Raw genomic sequence first — 14,057 nt, forward strand, 5'->3', positions numbered from 1 at the left:
GATCACCGGACCGACCGGGTGGTCACCACCGAAGCCGATGGGGACGCCCGGCCTCAGGCCGAGGCGGCCTTCTTGCCCCGCGTCGCTCCGCCACGCCCACGAAGCGTGACGCCCGATTCGCTGAGCATCCGGTGCACGAAGCCATACGAACGGCCGGTTTCTTCGGCCAGCGCTCGAATGCTCGCACCGGAGTCGTACTTCTTCTTCAGGTCTGCCGCGAGCTTGTCGCGCGCGGCGCCGGTTACCCGGCTGCCCTTCTTCAGAGTCTCGGCCACCCGTGCCTCCTCATGGGAAGTGCGCTCTGGACTCTCATGATCACCCCTCCCGGGCCTCATGGCCACCCATTCGGCAAGGTCCGTAAGACAAGGTTTTGACGACAGGAGCCCATCCCCACGACTGGAATCTGTGATTCCGCCGTGTGGTGTCCATACGGCCGAACGGGTTCATCCGTGAAGTGCCAGGTCAGAGACGCAGAACGGCCGAGCCCTTGGGATCAAAGGGCTCGGCCGGAAAATCGATGTAGGACACACCTCGGTACGAGGAGATCTCACACCATTGATGGATCACGGATCGGCCGAATGATCCATACGCAGTGGATCAGTCATTCGATCAAGCGGCGCTGACCGGCCGCCCGGGGCTCAGGGACAGGCCCGCAGGCTCAGGCGAGGGCCACCAGGTCCGCGTAGTCCGCGCCCCACAGGTCCTCGACACCGTCGGGCAGCAGGATGATGCGCTCCGGCTCGAGCGCCTGGACCGCGCCCTCGTCGTGGGTGACGAGGACGACGGCGCCCTTGTAGGTGTGCAGCGCGCCGAGGATCTCCTCGCGGCTGGCGGGGTCGAGGTTGTTGGTCGGCTCGTCGAGGAGGAGGACGTTCGCGGAGGAGACCACGAGGGTCGCGAGCGCGAGACGGGTTTTCTCGCCGCCGGAGAGGACGCTGGCCGGCTTGTCCACGTCGTCCCCGGAGAACAGGAACGAGCCGAGCGTCTTGCGGACCTCGACGAGGTCCAGGTCGGGGGCCGCGGAGCGCATGTTCTCCAGGACCGTGCGCTCCGGGTCGAGGGTCTCGTGCTCCTGCGCGTAGTAGCCGAGCTTGAGGCCGTGGCCCTCGACGACCGAGCCGGTGTCGGGCGTCTCGACGCCGCCGAGGAGCCTGAGGAGAGTCGTCTTGCCCGCACCGTTCAGGCCGAGGATGACGACGCGTGAGCCCTTGTCGATGGCCAGGTCGACGTCGGTGAAGATCTCCAGGGAGCCGTACGACTTCGACAGACCCTCGGCCATGAGCGGGGTCTTGCCACAGGGCGCGGGCTCCGGGAAGCGCAGCTTGGCGACCTTGTCGGAGACCCGCACCGCGTCGAGTCCGGCGAGCAGCCGGTCGGCCCGCTTGGCCATGTTCTGCGCGGCGACCGTCTTGGTGGCCTTGGCGCGCATCTTGTCGGCCTGCGAGTGCAGTACGGCGGCCTTCTTCTCGGCGTTCTGCCGCTCGCGCTTGCGGCGCTTCTCGTCGGCCTCGCGCTGCTGCTGGTAGAGCTTCCAGCCCATGTTGTAGACGTCGATCTGGGCGCGGTTGGCGTCCAGATAGAAGACCTTGTTGACGACCGTCTCCACGAGGTCGACATCGTGGGAGATCACGATGAAGCCGCCGCGATACGTCTTCAGGTAGTCCCGCAGCCACACGATCGAGTCGGCGTCGAGGTGGTTCGTCGGCTCGTCGAGGAGGAGCGTGTCGGCGTCCGAGAACAGGATGCGGGCCAGCTCGATACGGCGGCGCTGACCACCGGAGAGCGTGTGCAGGGGCTGGTGGAGCACCCGGTCGGGCAGGTTGAGCGCGGCGGCGATGGTGGCGGCCTCGGCCTCGGCGGAGTACCCGCCCTTGGTGAGGAACTCCGTCTCCTGGCGCTCGTACTGCCGCATGGCCTTGTCGCGCGTGGCACCCGAGCCGTTGGCGATGCGCTGTTCGTTCTCGCGCATCTTGCGGATCAGGGTGTCGAGGCCCCGGGCGGAGAGGATGCGGTCGCCGGCGAGTATGTCGAGATCGCCGGTGCGCGGGTCCTGGGGCAGGTAGCCGACCTCGCCGGAGCGGGTGACGTTGCCACCGGCGGGGGTGCCCTCACCTGCGAGGACCTTGGTGAGCGTCGTCTTGCCCGCGCCATTGCGGCCGACCAGGCCGATGCGGTCGCCCTTGGCGATACGGAAGGTGGCGGACTCGATGAGGAGACGGGCGCCGGCGCGCAGCTCGATACCGGAGGCGGAGATCACGGACAGACTCCAGGGCAGGGTTGTTGGCGGGGTGGACGGCTGAGGACGTTCCCGCCGTCTAATGCGCGAGGAGAATGGCCATGGGCCAAGTCTAACGGGGCCGTGCAACCATTTTTTCTGCGTTCGGGTGTCCGGCACTGTGACGCTCATTGCCCAGGGGCGTGCGGTCCGGGGTGATCCTGCCGAGGTCGTCCACCGCGATGATCTCGCCGGTCCAGGAGCCGGTGGCGGCGTCGGCGGGGCAGGGCTGTGCGATCAGGAGCGCCGTACCGAGGCGCACAGCGCGCGCGGGAGCGAACTCACATCCCCGTCCGGCGGGCAGTACCCAGCGCAGATCGCCGTCCGCGATGCGGTAGGCGGCGATGCGCTGCGGGGTGACGACGGCGAGCATGCGGGCGCCGAGAGGCCGCAGTACACCGTTCCCCCCGTGGTCCGCGAGCCATGGCGAGGTGCCCGGAAGGGCCCGGTGCCAGCGCACCGCGCCGCCGTCGCCGCGCGCGGTGTCGGTGACCAGCCCGTCGTCCCAGATCGCGATCGCTTCCCCGCGCGCGGGGACCACGGCCAGCGGACGACGGCCCTCCCGCGCGTAGGTCCAGCGAGGGCGACCTGTCTCCGTGTCGTACGCCTCGACGGCGTCCCTCGTCGTACGCAGCGGCGGCCGTGCCTCGTGCTCCACGCGCGCGTGGACGGTGATGTGGTCCCCGTAGGGGGTGGGCCTGGCTTGGTACGCCGCGGCGATTACGGGGACCGCGAGGAGGAGGGCGAGGGCCGGGGGGAGTAGACGGTGGAGGGGGCGGGAGCGGGGGTGACACGGGTGGTCCTGGGGCGCGGATTCCGTGGGCGGCACGGTCGCGGGGCGTGGCAGGGCCGCGGACCCCTGCGGGGCGGGCTCGTCGGCCGGGGGGCGGGGTGGTGCCGCGTCCGGAGGTCGGGGTGGTGCCGCGTCCGGGTGCGGGGCCGTCACCTCGACCGGTAGAACAACCACCTTTCCCCCTCTTCGCCCATTCGGTCCACGGATCAGGCGCAGAGCGTAGGCGTGGGCCGGCGAAGTGGCTGCCGGGACACGGCGGGTGGGCGGGGGCGTCCCCCGTTCGGACCTCCGCTCGGGGCCGGGGTCCTGGGGGCGTACGAGGATGGCGCCACGGAGCGACGTACGGCAGAGGGTGGTGCGCCCATGCAGTTCGACGACGACGCCGACCTGGACACCTCCGAGGTGCAGGACGTGCGCGGGAGCCGGATCCCCGGTGGCAAGGCGACCGTGGGCGGCGGCATCGCCGGGCTGATCGCGCTCCTCCTCGGGCTCTTCCTCGGGGTGGGCCCCGACCAGCTCGGACTCTCCTCCGGCAGCGACGAGCCCGCGGTGACCGCGTCGTCGCTCGCGCAGGTACAGCAGACGTGCAGGACAGGGCAGGACGCGAACACCAAGGACGACTGCCGCATCGTGGCGGTCGTCAACAGCGTGCAGACCTACTGGACGCAGGAGTTCGCGCGCCGCAGCGGCACCTACACGCGCTCTCCCACGGTCCTCTTCGGCAGCCGCGTCGGCACGGCGTGCGGCACCGCGACCTCCGCCGTGGGGCCCTTCTACTGCCCGGGCGACCGCAAGGTCTACCTGGACCTGGGCTTCTTCGACGAGCTGCGCACCAAGTTCGGCTCCAGCGGCGGCCCGTTCGCGCAGGCGTACGTGGTGGCGCACGAGTACGGGCACCATGTGCAGGACCTGATGGGGACGCTGGGCAGGTCGCAGGACGGTGTGACCGGCGCGAACAGCAACTCGGTGAGGGTCGAGCTGCAGGCCGACTGCTACGCCGGGGTGTGGGCGCACCACGCGACGACCACGAAGAACCCGTCGACGGGCAAGCCGCTGATGACGAGCCTCACGGACGCCGACATCCGCGACGGCATGGACGCGGCGGCGGCCGTCGGCGACGACCGGATCCAGGAGAGGTTCCAGGGCCGGGTGACCCCGGAGACCTGGACGCACGGCTCGGCCGAGCAGCGGCAGCAGTGGTTCCACCAGGGCTACAGCACCGGCGACATGGCCCAGTGCAACACCTTCCGCTGAGCCCTCGCGGCCGCTCGCCGGGGCGTTGTCAGTGCCCGGTGCCAGACTGGGCAGCGGATCGGATTCCGGCGGTGGGACGAGAGGGAGTGATCGGCATGGCAGGCATCGACGGCGGGCGCCCGAGCATCTACCCGACACTGTTGTACGCGGACGCGAAGGCGGCGATCAGGCAGCTCACGGAGGCCTTCGGCTTCACCGAGCTGTCGGTGTACGAGGGCGAGGACGGCGCGGTGATGCACGCAGAGCTGACGCAGGGGAACGGCGCGGTGATGCTCGGCTCCAAGGGCACCGGCAGCGTCTTCGACGGCGCGATGAAGGGCGCGGGCCCGATGGGGGTGTATGTCGTCGTGGACGACGTCGACACACACCACCAGCAGGCCGTGGACCACGGCGCGGAGATCCTGATGCCCCCGACGGACCAGGAGTACGGCTCGCGGGACTACATGGCCCGGGACATCGAGGGCAACATCTGGAGCTTCGGCACGTACGCCCCCGAGATAGCGGCGTAGGCGCCTCCCGGGCAAGCGCCGGGCGTCCGGTCAGTTCCCTCCGGTGTGCACTTGGAAGGCGGCCCGGCGGACGGCCTTGGCCAGCGCCGGGTCCGGGTGGGCGGCGGCGAGCGCGACCAGGACCTGCACGGTGCGGGGGTGCCCGACGGCGCGCACCTCGTCGAGGAGCATGGGCACGGTGGGCTGCACCGCTGATTCCAGGTGGCGTACGAGGAGCGGTGCCTCCCCGTGGTCGGCGACGGCGGCGGCGGTGTCGACCCAGAGCCAGGTGGCCTCCGTGCGGGTGAGCACCTCGTGGGCGTCCTCGGGGTCGTGGCCGTCGTGCACGGCGAGCCACAGCAGGGCATAGGGGCGCAGCGAGGTCTCCTCGGCGACGGCCCGCACATCGGGTTCGGCGGGGGCGCCGACCACGCGCAGCGCCTCGAAGGCGAGCCCGCGGGTGAGGGCGTCCTCGCCACGGGCGGCGTCGAGGAGTTCGGTGACGGCGCTGCCGACGGGGCGGGCAGCGAGCCATGCGCGGTACTCGGCGCGGGCCGCGTTCGGGCGCAGCTGGGCGCAGCCGCGGAGCATGTCCTCGGCGGAGGCCTCGATGTTCCCGGCGGGGCTCTGCGCGGCGACGCAGATCTGCTCCAGTTTGACCCAGACCGCCCAGCTGCCGAGCGGGGTGAGGGTGGCCTGTCCGTCGGCGCAGGTGAGGGCGCCCACGGAGGCCAGGGCATGCAGGGCCCAGTCGAGGAGGGGGGCGAGCGGGGTGTTCTCAGCGGCGGCCTGGGAGACCGGTTCGGGCTGGGGGCCGTAGGGGATTTCGCAGCGCTCGGTGCGCAGTTCCGTGACGCGCTGTTCGAGCAGGTCGAGGAGTTGCTCCATGGGGACGGGCCCCGCGGAGAGCTGGAGGAAGGAGAGCACCTGGGGCATCGCGGAGACGACTTCGGCGACGGCGGACGGTTCGTGGTCCGCGGGCTCGGGATAGGCCAGCGACCAGGCGTCGAAGAGGGCGACCCAGCCGCGCAGTACGGCGCTGTCGTCGCGGTTCCAGGCGCGCAGGCGCCAGCCCGGGCGGGCGTTGCCGCCGTGCACCTCGATGAGGCCCGCCAGGCGTGCGGTGTCCCAGTCCGCGCGGACCTGAACCGGGGTCAGCCCCAGTTCGGCGGCGGCCCGTTCGGCGGAGGCGTCGGAGAGGGTGCCCTTGCCGTCGGGCGTCGCGCCGTCGCGCCCGGGACCGAGTGCGGCGTCGGCCCAGCGGGCCACGCGGGCCGCGTCGGACAGGCCGGTGCGTGCCATACGGGCCAGTTCCCCGGGCGGCGGAGTGCCTTCGGGCGGACGCGGTGCGGGGCGGGGCGAGCGGCGCTGGGTCACCGCTCGGGGGGCGGCAGCCAGGGGCCGCGGGCGGACGAGTCGGAGCCTGGAGTCGCGCGGATTACGGGACGTCACGGGTGCAGTCTTCCGGTTGACAGTCCGAAAACCCAAACGGAATGAGGCTTGGCCCTTCCGAGGGCCCCGCCCGCAAGCCCCCGTTCAGCCGGAACGGGCCCGTCCGCGCACGGCGGACAGGCCGAAAACAGCCCCTCCGCAGCTTCTACATCAGCGGTGTGAGGAATCGGCGCAGGGCCTCTTCGTAGCCTTCCGGGTCGGCGTTCCACATGGCGCCGTGCGGGGCGTGCGGGACCGTGCGCAGGGTGACCAGCTCCGGACGGCGCTCGGCGAGGCGGCGTGAGGGGCCCCAGGGGGCGATGGTGTCGTCCGGGCCGTGGACCAGCAGGGTCGGCACCTTGAGGTGGTCGGGGTGCGCGGCGTTCTCGATGCGGTCGCCGCGTACGCCCGTGCGGCCCTGGGCGGCGCGTACCGCGAGCGGCAGCAGGGCGCTGGGGGTGTGGCGGGCGGTGGCGAGGGCGCGCAGCGTGGTCTCCCAGCTGAGTACGGGTGAGTCCAGCACGAGGCCGGAGATCCGCTCGCGCAGTGCGGAGTGCGCGGCGGCGCGCAGGGCCATCGTGGCGCCGGTGGACCAGCCGAACAGGACGACCTGGTCGGCGCCGTAGCGCACGGCGTAGCGGATCGCGGCGTCGAGGTCGCGCCACTCGGTCTCGCCGAGGTGGTTGAGACCGTCCGGGGAGCGGGGGGCGCCGAGGTCGCCGCGGTAGGCGAGGTCGAGTACCGGGAACTGGTGGCGGTTCAGGAACTCCAGCACGTTCATGGGGTGTTCGCGGGTGGTGCCCAGGCCGTGCACGGTGATCACCCAGGTGTCACGGACGCCGGGCACGAACCAGGCGGGCAGGGAGCCGAGTTCGCCCGGGACGTCGATGTCGGCGTGGTCGAGGCCGAGGGCGGCGCTCGGGTTGCCGATGTGGACGTTCGGAGTGAGCCACACTTTGTCGCCGGGCTCCAGGGTGCCGTGGGTGACGCGGTCCAGGCGGCGTACGACCGTGTCGGCGGGGTGGGGCGTGGCCTCCATGACCGGACCGACGACCGCGTGGGAGCCGTCGCCGGCGAGGCCGTACCTGCCCGGGCGCAGCGAGGCCAGGGCACGGGTGAGCGTGATCCCGCCCGCCGCCGTGGCGTGCACGGTGAGCCGGGGCTCGGTGGGCAGCGGCCTGCCGGGCGACGCCTTCAGCGCGGCGTCGCTGGCGAACCGGCCCGCCGCGACGGAGGCCGCGCCCGCGGCGATGGCTACGGTGACGGCTGCGGCCGCCGCTTTGACAGTGCGCACGCGTTCAGTCTCCCGGGGGAGCCCGTTATCGGCCAGCGGGAGCGGGGCTCGGGATGACGTCTTCGCGGCGAGGTGGGGCCGTTGTTTTCGGTGGTGTGGGTGTTGCGGGCCCACGGGCCCGTCGGGGGCTTCGGGGTCGGCTGCGGGCCAAGGTGATGCGGGGCGCAGGGGCTTTCGGCGCGCCACGGCGGGGAGATTCGTCCGCGCTGTCTCACGGACGGAACGCCGGGCCGCCGGATGGTTCGGCACCGCCGAATCGGTGCGTCCGGGTCGAGCGCCGCTGCGGCGGAAAGACCCCGCCGCCCGGCGCGGCGGGGTCGAGCCCCGCTTGGCGGAGCGCCAAGGGGCACCAACCCCCGCCCTCGCGCAGGTGGAGAACCTCCAGCGCGCCGTCCGCCCCGCCCGCCTGCGAGCTCGCCCGCCCAGTCGTCCCACCGCCTGAGGACTCACCCCACCAGTCCCCCACAAGGAACTCCCAACCCCACGAACGCAGCCCCCTACCCCCGTTGCCCATACCCCTTGAGCCGCTCCCCCGCCTCCTCCACCTGCTCCCGTGTCAGCAGCGAGGGCGACAGTCCCGGTACCGAGGAAGCTGTCAGCCAGACCCGGCACATCCACTCCAGTTGGGCGGTGCGGTCGTAGGCCTGGCCGAGGGACGAGCCGTGGGCGATCGTGCCGTGGTTCTGGAGGAGGCAGGCGGTGCGGTGGGTGAGGGCCTGGCGCATGTTCTCGGCCAACTCCGGGGTGCCGTAGGTCGCATAGGGGGCAACACGGACCGGGCCACCGAGATCGCCCGCCATGTAGTGGATCAGCGGGAGCTCGGGGACGAGTGTCGAGACGGCCGTCGCGTGCGGGGCGTGGGTGTGGACGACGGCGCGGGCGTCGCTGGAACGGTAGACGGTGAGATGCATGGGCAGTTCGCTCGTCGGAAGGAGCGAACCGCGCACCTGTCGGCCGTCGAGGTCGACGCCGACGATGTCGCCCGGCGTCAGCCGGTCGTACGGGACTCCGGTCGGCGTGACCAGGACCGTGTCCCCGACGCGTACCGAGACGTTGCCCGACGTACCGACGACCAGCCCGTCGGCCACCGTGCGGCGGGCCGTCGCGACGAGCTCGTCCCACGCCCGCTCCTCCGCGCCCCGCACATCCGGCGCGTGCCGCTCACGCGCCACCTGTGCGCCCTCCCGCCCGCCCCGATCGCCCCGCGCGTCCCGCCGCTGTTCAGCCATGCCGCGATCCTGCCAGGCACTGTCGCCAACGCGGCGTCGGCGAGGGCACTTTAGGGCGGAATCCACGCGTCCGTAAGATCGCATATGGGCATAGATCGACCCTCTGTGGGGGATTGGCCGGAGATCGACGAGCTTTCGATGATCTTCCAGTAGCCTCTGGGGGATTTGTCACGCACGTCGCCATTCCGGGGGGAAATATGGCTCGTGATCACAGACCGTCCCGCCACCGCGCCCGCGTCATCGCGGCCACCGTCACGGCGCTCACCGTCGGGGGGACCGCTCTCGCCGAGGCTCCCGCATCCGCAGCAGGCAAGCCCAAGGGGCACGACGTCTCCTCGCACCAGAAGAACGTCGACTGGCAGAGCGCCAAGGCGAAGGGCGCACAGTTCGTCTACGTCAAGGCGACCGAGTCCCACACCTACCGCAATCCCTACTTCAGCCAGCAGTACAACGGGGCGCGCGGCGCCGGCATCATCCGCGGTGCCTACCACTTCGCCCTGCCGAACAAGTCGTCCGGCACCGCCCAGGCCGCACACTTCGTGCGCAACGGCGGCGCCTGGCGCGGGGACGGGTGGACGCTGCCGCCCGCGCTCGACATCGAGTACAACCCGTACGGCAAGAACAAGTGCTACGGCCTGACCAAGGCCAAGATGGTGAGCTGGATCAAGGCGTTCAGTGACGAGACCAAACGGCAGACCGGACGCCGTCCGGTGATCTACACGACCACGCACTGGTGGAACACCTGCACCGGCAGCAGCCGCGCCTTCGGTGCGAACCACTCCCTGTGGCTAGCGCGCTACGACTCGGCGACCGCGGGAGCGCTGCCGGCCGGCTGGTCCTTCTGGACTTTCTGGCAGTACGACAACAGCGGCAGCCTGCCGGGTGACCAGAATCTCTTCAACGGCTCCACCGCCCAGCTCAAGAAGCTCGCCAGGGGGTAGCGCAAGTACCGGAATCCGTTGTTCCGCCTGTGTTCGAGACGTCGAGCCGGGCACCGAAACAGCCATCGAGCCACCCCTTCAGCACCATCGAAGGGGTGGCTCGACACATGAGACACTTTCAATGCCCCGCCAGTTCACTTTCCGTTCATTCAGGTTGCCTACGGTCCTCCTGCCACTGACGTCCAACAGAAGCCTGGGTTAATGGAACACATCACGCTCCTCCTCGGAATCGTGATCGTTACCGCTCTCGTGTTCGATTTCACGAACGGTTTCCACGACACCGCCAATGCGATGGCGACGACCATCTCGACCGGCGCTCTCAGACCGAAGACGGCGGTGGCCATGTCCGCCGTGCTGAATCTCGTCGGTGCTTTCCTCTCCGTGGAGGTCGCCAAGACGATCTCCGGCGGCATCATCAACGAAGAGGGCATACGCACCGAAGTGATCTTCGCGGCGCTCGTCGGCGCCATCCTGTGGAATCTGCTGACCTGGCTTCTGGGTCTTCCGTCCAGTTCCTCCCACGCACTCTTCGGCGGCCTCATCGGCGCCGCGGTCATGTCGGCCGGCTGGTCGTCGGTGAACGGCTCGACCGTCATCACCAAGGTGCTGCTCCCCGCGATCGCCGCGCCCGTCGTGGCCGGACTCGCCGCGATGCTGGCCACCCGGCTGACGTACAAAATCGGCAGCCGCGCCGACGAGAAGGCGACCGCCAAGGGGTACCGCGCAGGTCAGATCGCCTCCGCCGGCCTGGTCTCGCTGGCCCACGGCACGAACGACGCGCAGAAGACGATGGGCATCATCACCCTCGCGCTGGTCACCGGCGGCGTGATCGCGCCGGACTCGAACCCTCCCACCTGGGTCATCGTCTCGGCCGGAATGGCCATCGCGCTCGGCACCTACCTGGGCGGCTGGCGCATCATCCGCACCATGGGCAAGGGCCTCACCGACCTCGCGCCGCCGCAGGGCTTCGCCGCCCAGACCAGCGCGGCCACGGTCATCCTGGCCTCCTCCCACCTGGGCTTCTCGCTCTCCACCACGCAGTCCTGCTCCGGCGCCGTGATGGGCTCGGGCCTCGGCCGCAAGGGCGGCGTCGTCCGCTGGTCGACCGCGAACCGCATGTTCATCGCCTGGGGCCTCACGCTCCCGGCGGCCGGCCTGGTCGGCGCGGGCGCCGAGTTCCTCACCAAGCAGGGCACCTGGGGCATCGTCCTGACGGGCGCCCTCCTGGTGGCTGGCGCGGGCACCATCTGGCACCTGTCGCGCCGCCAGCCGGTGACCATCGACAACGTGAACGAGGTCGACGCCGAGCCCTCGGGCGTCGTCACCGCGGCGATCGCCGCGGTCACCCCGCCCCCCGCGGGCCCGCTCACCGGCGACCTGAAGGCCACCATCCCGTCCCCGGACGCGGAGCCCACCGCTCCGGCCACGGTGTAAGGAACGAACAGCATGCACATCGACTGGGCAGCCCTCGGCTCCGTCTTCGGAGTCAGCCTCGTGTCCACCGTGGCCCTCGTCGGCCTCTTCACCCTGGGCATCGTCGGCCTCTCCAAGCGCGAGTCGGCCTCGGCGCAGGGCGGCTCCGCCGCTCTCGCGGTCACCGGCGCGTACGCCTGCTTCGCGGCGTGCGCGGCGGCGGTGGCGTACGGGATCTATCTGATCGTGGCCTGACCGTCTCCCCGACCACAGCCTCGCGGCCGGTCACAAAAAGGCCGAAACCGGATGGGACGCACTCTCCAAGTGCGTCCCATCCGGCTTTTTTCTGCCCCTGAGCCCCATGCCCCTCACCCGATCGAGTGCATGCGATGCAGCGAAGTGACATATGGCATAATGCCACCAAGCTCTCTGATAGCGTCGGTCGAACATACGGCTCCCTGCCATATGCCACGGCATGGAGCGGTCACGACGAGAGCGAGGAGCCACCATGCCGAGGGATGTCGACCCGAGCCTGAATCGCCGCAGACTGCGGATCGCGCTCCGCAAGGCCCGCGAGGCCACGGAGCAGTCACAGGGGCAGGCCGCCCATGCCCTCGACTGGTCACTCTCCAAGATCATGCGCATCGAGCAGGGCACGGTCAGCCTCTCGGTCACCGATCTGCGCGCTCTGCTCCGGCAGTACGAGGTGACGGACCCCAAGCGCGTCGCGGAGCTGGAGGAAGCGGCACGCGGTTCGCGGGGCGCCAGCTGGTGGGTGGAGTACAACGACATTTTGGGGCCGGGTTTCGGCCAGTACCTCGGATACGAAAGCGCCGCCGCGTCGATCCGTACGTACAACCCGATCGTGGTACCAGGTTTTCTGCAGACCGATGAATACGCGATGGCGCTACTCGCGCCGCGGGTGGACGAGGAGCGAGCCCGGCGCATCGTGGAGCTGCGTACCGCGCGGCAGGAACGCACGATGGAAGGCGAGGATCCGCCGTGGACCTTCTTCGTCGTCGACGAGGCCGCACTGCACCGGCAGGTCGGCGGACCGCGTGTGCAGCGTGCCCAGTTGCAGCACCTGATCGACGTCTCGAAGCGCCCCAAGGTGTCCCTCCAGGTGCTCCCCTTCACCTCGGGCGCCCACTACTCCACCCTGGAGAGCTTCATCCTGCTCGGCTTCATGGATGACGACGACCTCCTCTATCTGGAGGCCCAGGGGAACAAGTCGACCCGTGACGAGCACGAACTGATCGTGCGCCACCAGGAGTGTTTCGAGTATCTCCGCGAGATCGCCTTGGGCGGAGAGCAGGCCACGGACCTGATCAGCCGGATCAGGGACGGTATCGACAGCAGCTGACCTCCGGGGCCCCAGGAGCCCGGGAGAAGCAAGGAGGCCTTGTATGCTGCCAGCCGCGTGGAATGAGTGGTGGCGGGAGGTCTTCACTGCCATCGGGCGGGCACCCTGGCGTACTGGCGGTGCGGATGGTACCCAAGGGACCGCTGAGCCCACCACCGGTGCCGGTCATCCGTCCGACGACGGCGGCGGACGAGGAGGTGAAGGCGGCGACTCCGATGCCGACGACACCCCCTCCGCCGACTCGGCGCTGTGGCAGACCCCCGTCGCCGACCTCTCCTACAACCAGCTCGTCCGTGACGCAATGGCAGACCAGGGTCGTACGGACCGGATGGACACCCTGGAACGTCATCTCACGGACGATCACCTCCGAGTCTTCATCACGAAGATCCTTTACTGCACCGGTTGCATCCTGGTCCTGGTGGTGGGCCTCGCCGGGCTGCTCGCCGTCATGGCCGCCTGCCGGCTGACCAACCCGTGGCTGATGGGCACCGCGACCGGGGTCGTCATGACCCCGGTGGTCGCCTTGAGCCGTCAGCTGACCAAGCTGATAGCGCAGGCCGGGACGACGGAACCCACGCTCAGCGACGACCGCCGGGCCGTGATCCCCGCTCAGCGGCCCGAGCTGCCGGCGGACAGGCAGTCGGCGGACGGTCCTTCCTGAACTCCGCGAAACCCCACCACAGGCCGGAGGCGACAGCAGCCGCCGCGGCCACCGCCACCCAGGTAGCCAGCCGCGCGGCCAAGCCGTCCACCAGCAGTGAGGCGGCCGCTCCGGTCAAGGCGGCCGCGGCGCCGAGCACCGCGCACATCAGCACGGTCCCCAGCGACGTGGAGGCCTTCCACGCTCCCCCGCGCAGGCCGTTGGCCACGTGCCGGATCTCGGTCAAATGATGATCAGTCATATGTCTCCCCCTCAGCCTTCGGATCCCCCTGGGCCGACGAGACGGTCCGAGTCGGCGAAAGCCGTCACAAACGCCTGCCAGTGCCAGCCGGGGAAGGCGATATACGACTCGAACGGTTTCCCCGAGTCACGGATGATCACCGCGCCCCCGACGAACGCCACCTCGACGCACTGGCCATCGGCTCCGCTGTAGCTGCTCTTGCGCCAGGTGAACCCGCTTGAGTCTTCATTGCGCACGCCTACCTCCTGCTGCCCGAGAGCCGGCGTCCCCCGATGCGCGTCCATCTCTGTCCCCCATGTCGAGCCACGATAGCGCCGTGATCTTGGTCGGCACAGAGGGCCACCGTGAGCCGCCCCACCACGCCACAACGCGGAAGCAACCACCCTCGAACCGCTCCCCGATTGTCACATTCCAGTCTATGAAAGCTCTTTTTGTCGGCCTAGGGGAAAACCGACCCTGTGTGGGTCTCAGCACACTCCTTCGCCCCAGGTCAACAGCAAGTTGACGGGTCTTCCAACCCCATGGTGGACTGCCGGAGCCAAGTACGGCGGCAAGAGAGGAAGCCGGTGCGAATCCGGCGCGGTCCCGCCACTGTCACCGGGGAAGACATCCCCGGAAGCCAGGAACTCTCACCGTCGGTCTCTTCGAACCAGGGCGCGGACACCCTGAGTGAG

The 14,057-nt window shown here is 70.2% G+C and carries 14 protein-coding genes and 1 riboswitch; of the genes, 7 read left to right on the plus strand and 7 right to left on the minus strand.

Going from position 1 to position 14,057, the window contains the following annotated elements:
• Positions 1-53: 53 nt before the first annotated feature.
• The 3 genes from OG219_RS11585 to OG219_RS11595 all read right to left on the minus strand — a co-directional run bounded on the left by OG219_RS11585 (position 54) and on the right by OG219_RS11595 (position 3,242).
• The gene (locus OG219_RS11585) at positions 54-275 is read right to left on the minus strand and encodes a helix-turn-helix domain-containing protein (RefSeq protein WP_006123601.1); all 222 of its coding nucleotides are present in this window, start codon (positions 273-275) and stop codon (positions 54-56) included.
• A 383-nt stretch (positions 276-658) separates the two neighbouring features.
• Positions 659-2,257, minus strand: coding sequence for an ABC-F family ATP-binding cassette domain-containing protein (locus tag OG219_RS11590; RefSeq protein ID WP_266825560.1), 1,599 nt, complete (start codon positions 2,255-2,257; stop codon positions 659-661).
• 91 nt (positions 2,258-2,348) lie between these two features.
• Entirely contained in the window at positions 2,349-3,242 is an 894-nt protein-coding gene (locus tag OG219_RS11595; protein WP_266825562.1) for a hypothetical protein, read from the minus strand.
• A 189-nt stretch (positions 3,243-3,431) separates the two neighbouring features.
• Here OG219_RS11595 and OG219_RS11600 point away from each other — a divergent pair, with 189 nt between their 5' ends.
• Together OG219_RS11600 and OG219_RS11605 are read left to right on the plus strand one after the other, a co-directional pair.
• Positions 3,432-4,322, plus strand: a complete 891-nt coding sequence (locus OG219_RS11600) for a neutral zinc metallopeptidase (RefSeq protein WP_266825564.1) — start codon at positions 3,432-3,434, stop codon at positions 4,320-4,322.
• 95 nt (positions 4,323-4,417) lie between these two features.
• Positions 4,418-4,831, plus strand: a complete 414-nt coding sequence (locus OG219_RS11605; protein WP_266825566.1) for a VOC family protein — start codon at positions 4,418-4,420, stop codon at positions 4,829-4,831.
• Positions 4,832-4,861: 30 nt separating this feature from the next.
• Here the strand turns inward: OG219_RS11605 and OG219_RS11610 are convergent, their stop codons facing one another.
• From OG219_RS11610 to OG219_RS11620, 3 genes are all read right to left on the minus strand, one after another.
• Positions 4,862-6,262, minus strand: coding sequence for a hypothetical protein (locus tag OG219_RS11610; protein ID WP_266825568.1), 1,401 nt, complete (start codon positions 6,260-6,262; stop codon positions 4,862-4,864).
• A 145-nt stretch (positions 6,263-6,407) separates the two neighbouring features.
• The gene (locus OG219_RS11615) at positions 6,408-7,535 is read right to left on the minus strand and encodes a S9 family peptidase (protein WP_266825570.1); all 1,128 of its coding nucleotides are present in this window, start codon (positions 7,533-7,535) and stop codon (positions 6,408-6,410) included.
• A gap of 497 nt (positions 7,536-8,032) precedes the next feature.
• The gene (locus OG219_RS11620; RefSeq protein ID WP_266825572.1) at positions 8,033-8,764 is read right to left on the minus strand and encodes a class II aldolase/adducin family protein; all 732 of its coding nucleotides are present in this window, start codon (positions 8,762-8,764) and stop codon (positions 8,033-8,035) included.
• A 197-nt stretch (positions 8,765-8,961) separates the two neighbouring features.
• Here OG219_RS11620 and OG219_RS11625 point away from each other — a divergent pair, with 197 nt between their 5' ends.
• The 5 genes from OG219_RS11625 to OG219_RS11645 all read left to right on the plus strand — a co-directional run bounded on the left by OG219_RS11625 (position 8,962) and on the right by OG219_RS11645 (position 13,142).
• Entirely contained in the window at positions 8,962-9,705 is a 744-nt protein-coding gene (locus OG219_RS11625; protein WP_266825574.1) for a lysozyme, read from the plus strand.
• Between the two features lie 201 nt (positions 9,706-9,906).
• Positions 9,907-11,139, plus strand: a complete 1,233-nt coding sequence (locus OG219_RS11630; protein WP_266825576.1) for an inorganic phosphate transporter — start codon at positions 9,907-9,909, stop codon at positions 11,137-11,139.
• Between the two features lie 12 nt (positions 11,140-11,151).
• A complete protein-coding gene (locus tag OG219_RS11635) occupies positions 11,152-11,373 on the plus strand; it encodes a hypothetical protein (protein ID WP_266466195.1) in 222 nt (73 codons plus the stop codon).
• Positions 11,374-11,626: 253 nt separating this feature from the next.
• Positions 11,627-12,481 carry a helix-turn-helix transcriptional regulator gene (locus OG219_RS11640; RefSeq protein ID WP_266825579.1) on the plus strand — a complete coding sequence of 285 codons (855 nt, stop codon included), beginning with the start codon at positions 11,627-11,629 and terminating at the stop codon, positions 12,479-12,481.
• 43 nt (positions 12,482-12,524) lie between these two features.
• Complete coding sequence (locus tag OG219_RS11645) at positions 12,525-13,142, plus strand: hypothetical protein (protein WP_266825581.1); 618 nt, start codon at positions 12,525-12,527, stop codon at positions 13,140-13,142.
• A gap of 252 nt (positions 13,143-13,394) precedes the next feature.
• Here the strand turns inward: OG219_RS11645 and OG219_RS11650 are convergent, their stop codons facing one another.
• A complete protein-coding gene (locus OG219_RS11650) occupies positions 13,395-13,619 on the minus strand; it encodes a DUF397 domain-containing protein (RefSeq protein ID WP_266825583.1) in 225 nt (74 codons plus the stop codon).
• Positions 13,620-13,890: 271 nt separating this feature from the next.
• Positions 13,891-14,033: riboswitch (cobalamin riboswitch) on the plus strand.
• Positions 14,034-14,057: the final 24 nt, after the last annotated feature.

The sequence above is a fragment of the Streptomyces sp. NBC_00038 genome, from assembly GCF_026343635.1.
GTDB lineage: Bacteria > Actinomycetota > Actinomycetes > Streptomycetales > Streptomycetaceae > Streptomyces.

Coding starts and splice junctions, on each gene's coding strand:
- OG219_RS11645 (WP_266825581.1), top strand. CDS start 12,525: ATGCTGCCAGCCGCGTGGAATGAGTGGTGGCGGGAGGTCTTCACTGCC.
- OG219_RS11640 (WP_266825579.1), top strand. CDS start 11,627: ATGCCGAGGGATGTCGACCCGAGCCTGAATCGCCGCAGACTGCGGATC.
- OG219_RS11605 (WP_266825566.1), top strand. CDS start 4,418: ATGGCAGGCATCGACGGCGGGCGCCCGAGCATCTACCCGACACTGTTG.
- OG219_RS11600 (WP_266825564.1), top strand. CDS start 3,432: ATGCAGTTCGACGACGACGCCGACCTGGACACCTCCGAGGTGCAGGAC.
- OG219_RS11620 (WP_266825572.1), bottom strand. CDS start 8,764: ATGGCTGAACAGCGGCGGGACGCGCGGGGCGATCGGGGCGGGCGGGAG.
- OG219_RS11625 (WP_266825574.1), top strand. CDS start 8,962: ATGGCTCGTGATCACAGACCGTCCCGCCACCGCGCCCGCGTCATCGCG.
- OG219_RS11635 (WP_266466195.1), top strand. CDS start 11,152: ATGCACATCGACTGGGCAGCCCTCGGCTCCGTCTTCGGAGTCAGCCTC.
- OG219_RS11630 (WP_266825576.1), top strand. CDS start 9,907: ATGGAACACATCACGCTCCTCCTCGGAATCGTGATCGTTACCGCTCTC.